The following is an 8608-nucleotide window of genomic DNA, read 5'->3' as shown; positions in this document are numbered from 1 at the left end:
TCCGGTCGTGGTACCGTTGTTACCGGTCGTGTAGAGCGCGGTATCATCAAAGTTGGCGAAGAAGTTGAAATCGTTGGTATCAAAGAGACTGCGAAGTCTACCTGTACTGGCGTTGAAATGTTCCGCAAACTGCTGGACGAAGGCCGTGCTGGTGAGAACGTTGGTGTTCTGCTGCGTGGTATAAAACGTGAAGAAATCGAACGTGGTCAGGTTCTGGCGAAGCCAGGCTCAATCAAGCCACACACCAAGTTCGAATCTGAAGTGTACATCCTGTCCAAAGACGAAGGCGGCCGTCATACTCCGTTCTTCAAAGGCTACCGTCCACAGTTCTACTTCCGTACAACTGACGTTACCGGTACCATCGAACTGCCAGAAGGCGTTGAGATGGTAATGCCAGGCGACAACATCAAGATGGTTGTGACGCTGATCCACCCAATCGCGATGGACGACGGTCTGCGTTTCGCAATCCGTGAAGGTGGCCGTACCGTTGGCGCGGGCGTGGTTGCTAAAGTTCTCGGCTAATCGCTGATAACATTTGACGCAATGCGCATGAAAAGGGCATCATTTGATGCCCTTTTTGCACGCTTTCACATCAGAACCTGGCTCATCAGTGATTATTTTTGTCATAATCATTGCTGAGACAGGCTCTGCAGAGAGCGTATAATCCATAAAGGGATTATTTCGATTTGGCTCGCCTCGCAATCGCGGGGTGAAATTATTTGTAGAATTCTTCTGACAGGTTGGTTTATGAGTGCGAATACCGAAGCTCAAGGGAGCGGGCGCGGCCTGGAAGCGATGAAGTGGGTCGCTGTTGCCGTGCTGCTGATTGTGGCAATCGTTGGCAACTATCTTTATCGTGACATGATGCTGCCGCTCCGCGCGCTGGCAGTGGTGATTCTGATTGCTGCAGCGGGCGGTGTCGCGCTGTTGACGACTAAGGGTAAAGCAACCGTTGCTTTCGCTCGCGAAGCACGTACCGAAGTCCGCAAGGTCATTTGGCCGACTCGCCAGGAAACATTGCACACCACACTGATCGTGGCTGCAGTGACTGCGGTAATGTCACTGATCCTGTGGGGACTGGATGGTATTCTGGTTCGCCTGGTTTCCTTTATTACTGGCCTGAGGTTCTAAGATGTCTGAAGCCCCTAAAAAGCGTTGGTACGTCGTTCAGGCGTTTTCCGGTTTTGAAGGCCGCGTAGCAACGTCGCTGCGTGAGCATATCAAATTACACAACATGGAAGAGTTATTTGGCGAAGTTATGGTTCCGACCGAAGAAGTGGTTGAGATCCGTGGCGGCCAACGTCGCAAAAGCGAGCGTAAATTCTTCCCGGGTTACGTGCTGGTTCAGATGGTGATGAACGACGCGAGCTGGCACCTGGTGCGCAGCGTACCGCGCGTGATGGGCTTTATCGGCGGCACGTCTGACCGTCCGGCGCCAATCAGCGACAAAGAAGTTGATGCGATTATGAACCGCCTGCAGCAGGTGGGTGATAAGCCGCGTCCGAAAACGCTGTTTGAACCGGGTGAAATGGTTCGTGTTAGCGACGGTCCGTTTGCTGACTTTAACGGTGTGGTTGAAGAAGTGGACTACGAGAAGTCCCGCCTGAAAGTTTCTGTTTCTATCTTCGGTCGTGCGACCCCGGTAGAACTGGACTTTGCGCAGGTCGAAAAAGCCTAAGCAGCGATCAAAAAAGCGGCGATTTAATCGTTGCACAGGGCGCGAGATTGGAATACAATTTCGCGCCTTTTGTTTTTATGGGCCCGGCCCGTAAAACGAATTTTATTCACGGGGAGCCTCCCTGAGGCGCTATCACCCAATCAGAGGATTTTAGAATGGCTAAGAAAGTACAAGCCTACGTCAAGCTGCAGGTTGCAGCTGGTATGGCGAACCCAAGTCCACCAGTTGGTCCAGCTCTGGGTCAGCAGGGTGTGAACATCATGGAATTCTGTAAAGCGTTCAACGCCAAAACCGAATCCCTGGAAAAAGGTCTGCCAATCCCAGTCGTAATCACTGTTTACGCTGACCGTTCTTTCACTTTCGTTACCAAAACCCCTCCAGCAGCTGTTCTGCTGAAGAAAGCGGCTGGTATCAAGTCTGGTTCCGGTAAACCGAACAAAGACAAAGTGGGTAAAATTTCCCGCGCTCAGCTGCAGGAAATCGCGCAGACCAAAGCTGCCGACATGACTGGTGCCGACATTGAAGCGATGACTCGCTCAATCGAAGGTACTGCACGTTCCATGGGCCTGGTAGTGGAGGACTAAGAAATGGCTAAACTGACCAAGCGCATGTCCGTGATCCGTGACAAAGTTGATGCGACCAAACAGTACGACATCAACGAAGCTATCGCTCTGCTGAAAGAACTGGCAACTGCTAAGTTCGTTGAAAGCGTTGACGTTGCCGTTAACCTCGGCATCGACGCGCGTAAATCCGATCAGAACGTTCGTGGCGCGACTGTACTGCCACACGGTACTGGCCGTTCCGTTCGCGTAGCTGTATTTGCTCAGGGTGCAAACGCTGAAGCTGCTAAAGCTGCCGGCGCTGAACTGGTAGGTATGGAAGATCTGGCTGATCAGATCAAGAAAGGCGAAATGAACTTTGACGTTGTTATTGCTTCTCCAGATGCAATGCGCGTTGTTGGCCAGCTGGGCCAGGTTCTGGGTCCACGCGGCCTGATGCCAAACCCGAAAGTGGGTACTGTAACTCCTAACGTTGCTGAAGCGGTTAAGAACGCTAAAGCAGGTCAGGTTCGTTATCGTAACGACAAAAACGGCATCATCCACACCACCATCGGTAAAGTGGACTTTGACGCTGACAAATTGAAAGAAAACCTGGAAGCTCTGCTGGTTGCGCTGAAAAAAGCAAAACCAACTCAGGCGAAAGGCGTGTACATCAAGAAAGTTAGCATCTCCACCACCATGGGTGCAGGTGTTGCAGTTGACCAGGCTGGCCTGAGCGCTGCTGCAAACTAATGCCTTTACGTGGGCGGTGATTTTGTCTACAATCTTACCCCCACGTTTGCTAACGAAAGTTAGCGGCTAAAAGATTTGTTCGTTGGAGCCTGGCCTAATCCAGGCCTCCGTCGAAGACCGCAGGTGTTTCGCAAGAGACTTAATCCCCTGCGTAGACGGTGACAGAACGCTAAGATTATTTTTGGATACTCTGGCTTGTTTCTGCTCACCGTATTAAGACGCTCTTTCCGTTGGGGAGAGTGAAGTGAGTTCCGGAACATGAGTTCCGGCAAACATCCAGGAGCAAAGCTAATGGCTTTAAATCTTCAAGACAAACAAGCGATTGTTGCTGAAGTCAGCGAAGTAGCCAAAGGCGCGCTGTCTGCAGTAGTTGCGGATTCCCGTGGCGTTACTGTAGACAAAATGACTGAACTGCGTAAAGCAGGTCGTGAAGCTGGCGTATATATGCGTGTTGTTCGTAACACCCTGCTGCGCCGCGTAGTTGAAGGTACTCAGTTCGAGTGCCTGAAAGACACGTTTGTTGGTCCGACCCTGATTGCATACTCTATGGAACACCCGGGCGCTGCTGCTCGTCTGTTCAAAGAGTTCGCGAAAGCGAATGCAAAATTTGAGGTCAAAGCTGCAGCCTTTGAAGGTGAGTTGATCCCGGCATCGCAAATCGATCGCCTGGCAACCCTGCCGACCTACGAAGAAGCAATTGCACGCCTGATGGCAACCATGAAAGAAGCTGCGGCTGGCAAACTGGTTCGCACTCTGGCTGCTGTACGCGATGCGAAAGAAGCTGCTTAATCGCAGTTATCTTTATAAAGCATTTGCTTACGTATAAACTTATTCTGATTTTCAGGAACAATTTAAATGTCTATCACTAAAGATCAAATCATTGAAGCAGTAGCAGCTATGTCCGTAATGGACGTTGTAGAGCTGGTTTCTGCAATGGAAGAAAAATTCGGTGTTTCTGCTGCTGCTGCTGTAGCTGTAGCTGCGGGCCCGGCTGAAGCTGCTGAAGAAAAAACTGAATTCGACGTAATTCTGAAAGCTGCTGGCGCTAACAAAGTTGCTGTTATCAAAGCAGTACGTGGCGCAACTGGCCTGGGTCTGAAAGAAGCTAAAGACCTGGTAGAATCTGCTCCAGCTGCGCTGAAAGAAGGCGTGAGCAAAGACGACGCAGAAGCACTGAAAAAATCTCTGGAAGAAGCTGGCGCTGAAGTTGAAGTTAAATAAGCCAACTTTTCTGGTTGCAGCCTAAGTAATTAGGCTGATGGCTGGTGACTTTTTAGTCACCAGCCTTTTTGCGCTGTAAGGCATCAGTAGCATTTCACACTGTTTGACTGCTGATTGTCCTGACAATGCATGTTTCTATCGACGACTTAATATATTGCGACAGGGTGCTCGCTCTGTGTAAATCGCGACGAAATGATTTAAGCGTGATAGCAACAGGTATTGCGGAAAGTATTCAATTTTCCGGTCCACAAAATGGTGTTGCACAAACTGTCCCTTCGTCGGACAGATGGGTCGACTTGTCAGCGAGCTGAGGAACCCTATGGTTTACTCCTATACCGAGAAAAAACGTATTCGTAAGGATTTTGGTAAACGTCCACAAGTTCTGGACATTCCATATCTCCTTTCTATCCAGCTTGACTCGTTCCAGAAGTTTATCGAGCAAGATCCTGAAGGGCAGTACGGTCTGGAAGCAGCCTTCCGTTCCGTGTTCCCGATTCAGAGCTACAGCGGTAACTCCGAGCTGCAGTACGTCAGCTACCGCCTTGGCGAACCGGTGTTTGACGTTCAGGAATGTCAGATCCGTGGCGTGACCTATTCCGCACCGCTGCGCGTAAAACTGCGTCTGGTGATCTACGAGCGCGAAGCGCCGGAAGGCACCGTAAAAGACATTAAAGAACAAGAAGTCTACATGGGTGAAATTCCACTCATGACAGACAACGGTACTTTCGTTATCAACGGTACTGAGCGTGTTATCGTTTCCCAGCTGCATCGTAGCCCGGGCGTCTTCTTCGACAGCGATAAAGGTAAAACACACTCTTCCGGTAAAGTACTGTATAACGCACGCATCATTCCTTACCGTGGTTCATGGCTGGACTTCGAGTTCGATCCGAAAGACAACCTGTTTGTCCGTATCGACCGTCGTCGTAAGCTGCCTGCAACCATCATTCTGCGTGCGCTGCAATACACCACTGAACAGATCCTGGACCTGTTCTTTGAGAAAGTGATCTTTGAAATCCGCGACAACAAGCTGCAGATGGAGCTGGTGCCGGAACGTCTGCGTGGTGAGACCGCGTCGTTCGACATCGAAGCCGACGGCAAAGTGTATGTGGAAAAAGGTCGCCGTATCACCGCGCGCCACATCCGCCAGCTGGAAAAAGATGATATCAAACTCATCGAAGTTCCGGTTGAGTACATTGCAGGAAAAGTAGCCGCGAAAGATTACGTTGACGAGTCAACGGGTGAGCTGATCTGCCCTGCGAACATGGAGCTGAGCCTGGATCTGCTGGCTAAGCTGAGCCAGTCTGGCCACAAACGTATCGAAACGCTGTTCACCAACGATCTGGACCACGGCGCGTATATCTCTGAGACTATTCGCGTCGACCCAACCACCGATCGTCTGAGCGCGTTGGTCGAAATCTACCGCATGATGCGTCCTGGTGAGCCACCAACTCGCGAAGCGGCGGAAAGCCTGTTCGAGAACCTGTTCTTCTCCGAAGACCGCTACGATCTGTCCGCGGTTGGTCGTATGAAGTTCAACCGTTCTCTGCTGCGCGACGAAATCGAAGGTTCCGGTATCCTGAGCAAAGACGACATCATCGAAGTGATGAAGAAGCTCATCGATATCCGTAACGGTAAAGGCGAAGTGGACGATATCGACCACCTCGGCAACCGTCGTATCCGTTCCGTAGGCGAAATGGCGGAAAACCAATTCCGCGTTGGCCTGGTACGTGTAGAGCGTGCGGTGAAAGAGCGTCTGTCTCTGGGCGATCTGGATACCCTGATGCCTCAGGATATGATCAACGCCAAGCCGATTTCTGCAGCAGTGAAAGAGTTCTTCGGTTCCAGCCAGCTGTCTCAGTTCATGGACCAGAACAACCCGCTGTCTGAGATTACGCACAAACGTCGTATCTCTGCACTCGGCCCAGGCGGTCTGACCCGTGAACGCGCAGGCTTTGAAGTTCGAGACGTACACCCGACGCACTACGGTCGCGTATGTCCAATCGAAACGCCTGAAGGTCCAAACATCGGTCTGATCAACTCCCTGTCCGTGTACGCACAGACTAACGAATACGGTTTCCTCGAGACCCCGTACCGTAAAGTGACCGACGGTGTTGTAACCGACGAAATTCACTACCTGTCTGCTATCGAAGAAGGCAACTACGTTATCGCTCAGGCGAACTCCAACCTGGATGACGAAGGCCACTTTGTAGAAGATCTGGTTACCTGCCGTAGCAAAGGCGAATCCAGCTTGTTCAGCCGCGACCAGGTTGACTACATGGACGTATCCACCCAGCAGGTGGTATCCGTCGGTGCGTCCCTGATCCCGTTCCTGGAACACGATGACGCCAACCGTGCATTGATGGGTGCGAACATGCAACGTCAGGCCGTTCCAACTCTGCGCGCTGATAAGCCGCTGGTTGGTACCGGTATGGAACGTGCTGTTGCCGTTGACTCCGGTGTTACTGCGGTTGCTAAACGTGGCGGTACTGTTCAGTACGTCGATGCATCCCGTATCGTTATCAAAGTTAACGAAGACGAGATGTATCCGGGCGAAGCAGGTATCGACATTTATAACCTGACCAAATACACCCGTTCTAACCAGAACACCTGTATCAACCAGATGCCTTGCGTATCTCTGGGTGAGCCAGTTGAGCGCGGCGACGTGCTGGCAGACGGCCCGTCCACCGACCTCGGTGAACTGGCGCTCGGTCAGAACATGCGCGTAGCGTTCATGCCGTGGAACGGTTACAACTTCGAAGACTCCATCCTCGTCTCCGAGCGTGTGGTTCAGGAAGATCGTTTCACCACCATCCACATTCAGGAACTGGCATGTGTGTCCCGTGACACCAAGCTGGGGCCAGAAGAGATCACCGCTGACATCCCTAACGTGGGTGAAGCTGCGCTCTCCAAACTGGATGAATCCGGTATCGTTTACATCGGTGCGGAAGTAACCGGCGGCGACATTCTGGTTGGTAAGGTTACGCCGAAAGGTGAAACCCAGCTGACGCCAGAAGAGAAACTGCTGCGAGCAATCTTCGGTGAGAAAGCGTCTGACGTTAAAGACTCTTCTCTGCGCGTACCAAACGGTGTTTCCGGTACGGTTATCGACGTTCAGGTCTTCACCCGTGACGGCGTTGAGAAAGATAAGCGTGCGCTGGAAATCGAAGAGATGCAGCTCAAACAGGCTAAGAAAGACCTGTCTGAAGAACTGCAGATCCTCGAAGCGGGTCTGTTCAGCCGTATCTATGCGGTGCTGGTTGCCGGTGGCGTTGAAGCTGAGAAGCTCGACAAACTGCCACGCGATCGCTGGCTGGAACTGGGCCTGACCGACGAAGAGAAACAAAATCAGCTGGAACAGCTGGCTGAGCAGTATGACGAACTGAAACACGAGTTCGAGAAAAAACTCGAAGCGAAACGCCGCAAAATCACTCAGGGCGACGATCTGGCACCAGGCGTGCTGAAGATTGTTAAGGTGTATCTGGCCGTTAAACGTCAGATCCAGCCTGGTGATAAGATGGCAGGTCGTCACGGTAACAAGGGTGTTATCTCTAAGATCAACCCGATCGAAGATATGCCGCACGATGCTAACGGTACGCCGGTAGATATCGTACTGAACCCGCTGGGCGTACCGTCTCGTATGAACATCGGTCAGATCCTGGAAACTCACCTGGGTATGGCTGCGAAAGGTATCGGCGACAAGATTAACGCCATGCTGAAGCAGCAGGAAGAAGTCGCGAAACTGCGCGAATTCATCCAGCGTGCCTACGATCTGGGTACCGACGTTCGTCAGAAAGTCGACCTGAATACCTTCAGCGATGAAGAAGTACTGCGTCTGGCTGAGAACCTGAAAAAAGGTATGCCAATCGCAACGCCGGTCTTCGATGGTGCGAAAGAAGCTGAAATTAAAGAGCTGCTGCAACTGGGTGGTCTGCCAACGTCTGGTCAGATTACGCTGTTTGACGGCCGTACCGGTGAACAGTTCGAGCGTCCGGTAACCGTAGGTTACATGTACATGCTGAAACTGAACCACCTGGTCGACGACAAGATGCACGCTCGTTCTACCGGTTCTTACAGCCTGGTTACTCAGCAGCCGCTGGGTGGTAAGGCACAGTTCGGTGGTCAGCGCTTCGGGGAGATGGAAGTGTGGGCGCTGGAAGCATACGGCGCGGCATACACCCTGCAGGAAATGCTCACCGTTAAGTCTGATGACGTGAACGGTCGTACCAAGATGTATAAAAACATCGTGGACGGCAACCATCAGATGGAACCGGGCATGCCAGAATCCTTCAACGTACTGTTGAAAGAGATTCGTTCGCTGGGTATCAACATCGAACTGGAAGACGAGTAATTCTCGCTCAAACAGGTCACTGGTGCCGGGTTAACCCCCGGCACCAGATTGTGCTAACTCCGACGGGAG

Annotated in this window: 8 protein-coding genes; all 8 read left to right on the top strand. The window is 51.8% G+C overall.

Translation table 11 applies throughout. From position 1 onward, the window contains the following. Positions 1–522: EF-Tu/IF-2/RF-3 family GTPase (locus UTM25_RS01715; RefSeq protein WP_265093672.1), on the top strand; the 522-nt coding region annotated here is incomplete at its 5' end. A 225-nt stretch (positions 523–747) separates the two neighbouring features. Continuing rightward, positions 748–1131 carry a preprotein translocase subunit SecE gene (secE, locus tag UTM25_RS01710; RefSeq protein ID WP_014068449.1) on the top strand — a complete coding sequence of 128 codons (384 nt, stop codon included), beginning with the start codon at positions 748–750 and terminating at the stop codon, positions 1129–1131. Between the two features lies 1 nt (position 1132). Continuing rightward, on the top strand, positions 1133–1678 hold the full coding sequence (gene nusG / locus UTM25_RS01705) for a transcription termination/antitermination protein NusG (protein ID WP_002438628.1): 546 nt from the start codon (positions 1133–1135) through the stop codon (positions 1676–1678). Between the two features lie 155 nt (positions 1679–1833). After that, a complete protein-coding gene (gene rplK, locus UTM25_RS01700; RefSeq protein WP_008503452.1) occupies positions 1834–2262 on the top strand; it encodes a 50S ribosomal protein L11 in 429 nt (142 codons plus the stop codon). Positions 2263–2265: 3 nt separating this feature from the next. Next, positions 2266–2970 carry a 50S ribosomal protein L1 gene (gene rplA, locus UTM25_RS01695; protein WP_006810530.1) on the top strand — a complete coding sequence of 235 codons (705 nt, stop codon included), beginning with the start codon at positions 2266–2268 and terminating at the stop codon, positions 2968–2970. A gap of 291 nt (positions 2971–3261) precedes the next feature. Next, the gene (gene rplJ / locus UTM25_RS01690) at positions 3262–3759 is read left to right on the top strand and encodes a 50S ribosomal protein L10 (RefSeq protein ID WP_003862338.1); all 498 of its coding nucleotides are present in this window, start codon (positions 3262–3264) and stop codon (positions 3757–3759) included. A 66-nt stretch (positions 3760–3825) separates the two neighbouring features. Continuing rightward, positions 3826–4191 carry a 50S ribosomal protein L7/L12 gene (rplL, locus tag UTM25_RS01685; protein WP_002445276.1) on the top strand — a complete coding sequence of 122 codons (366 nt, stop codon included), beginning with the start codon at positions 3826–3828 and terminating at the stop codon, positions 4189–4191. A gap of 319 nt (positions 4192–4510) precedes the next feature. Further along, a complete protein-coding gene (rpoB, locus tag UTM25_RS01680; RefSeq protein WP_023334099.1) occupies positions 4511–8539 on the top strand; it encodes a DNA-directed RNA polymerase subunit beta in 4029 nt (1342 codons plus the stop codon). Positions 8540–8608: the final 69 nt, after the last annotated feature.

Source organism: Enterobacter sp. 61D5, from assembly GCF_034107965.1.
Taxonomy (GTDB): Bacteria; Pseudomonadota; Gammaproteobacteria; order Enterobacterales; family Enterobacteriaceae; genus Enterobacter; species Enterobacter cloacae_M.
This window is presented reverse-complemented; position numbering and strand designations above follow the sequence as displayed.

Bases quoted from the DNA above. Each gene is read 5' to 3' on its own strand.
- secE (WP_014068449.1), top strand. From the start codon at position 748: ATGAGTGCGAATACCGAAGCTCAAGGGAGCGGGCGCGGCCTGGAAGCG.
- nusG (WP_002438628.1), top strand. From the start codon at position 1,133: ATGTCTGAAGCCCCTAAAAAGCGTTGGTACGTCGTTCAGGCGTTTTCC.
- rplK (WP_008503452.1), top strand. From the start codon at position 1,834: ATGGCTAAGAAAGTACAAGCCTACGTCAAGCTGCAGGTTGCAGCTGGT.
- rplA (WP_006810530.1), top strand. From the start codon at position 2,266: ATGGCTAAACTGACCAAGCGCATGTCCGTGATCCGTGACAAAGTTGAT.
- rplJ (WP_003862338.1), top strand. From the start codon at position 3,262: ATGGCTTTAAATCTTCAAGACAAACAAGCGATTGTTGCTGAAGTCAGC.
- rplL (WP_002445276.1), top strand. From the start codon at position 3,826: ATGTCTATCACTAAAGATCAAATCATTGAAGCAGTAGCAGCTATGTCC.
- rpoB (WP_023334099.1), top strand. From the start codon at position 4,511: ATGGTTTACTCCTATACCGAGAAAAAACGTATTCGTAAGGATTTTGGT.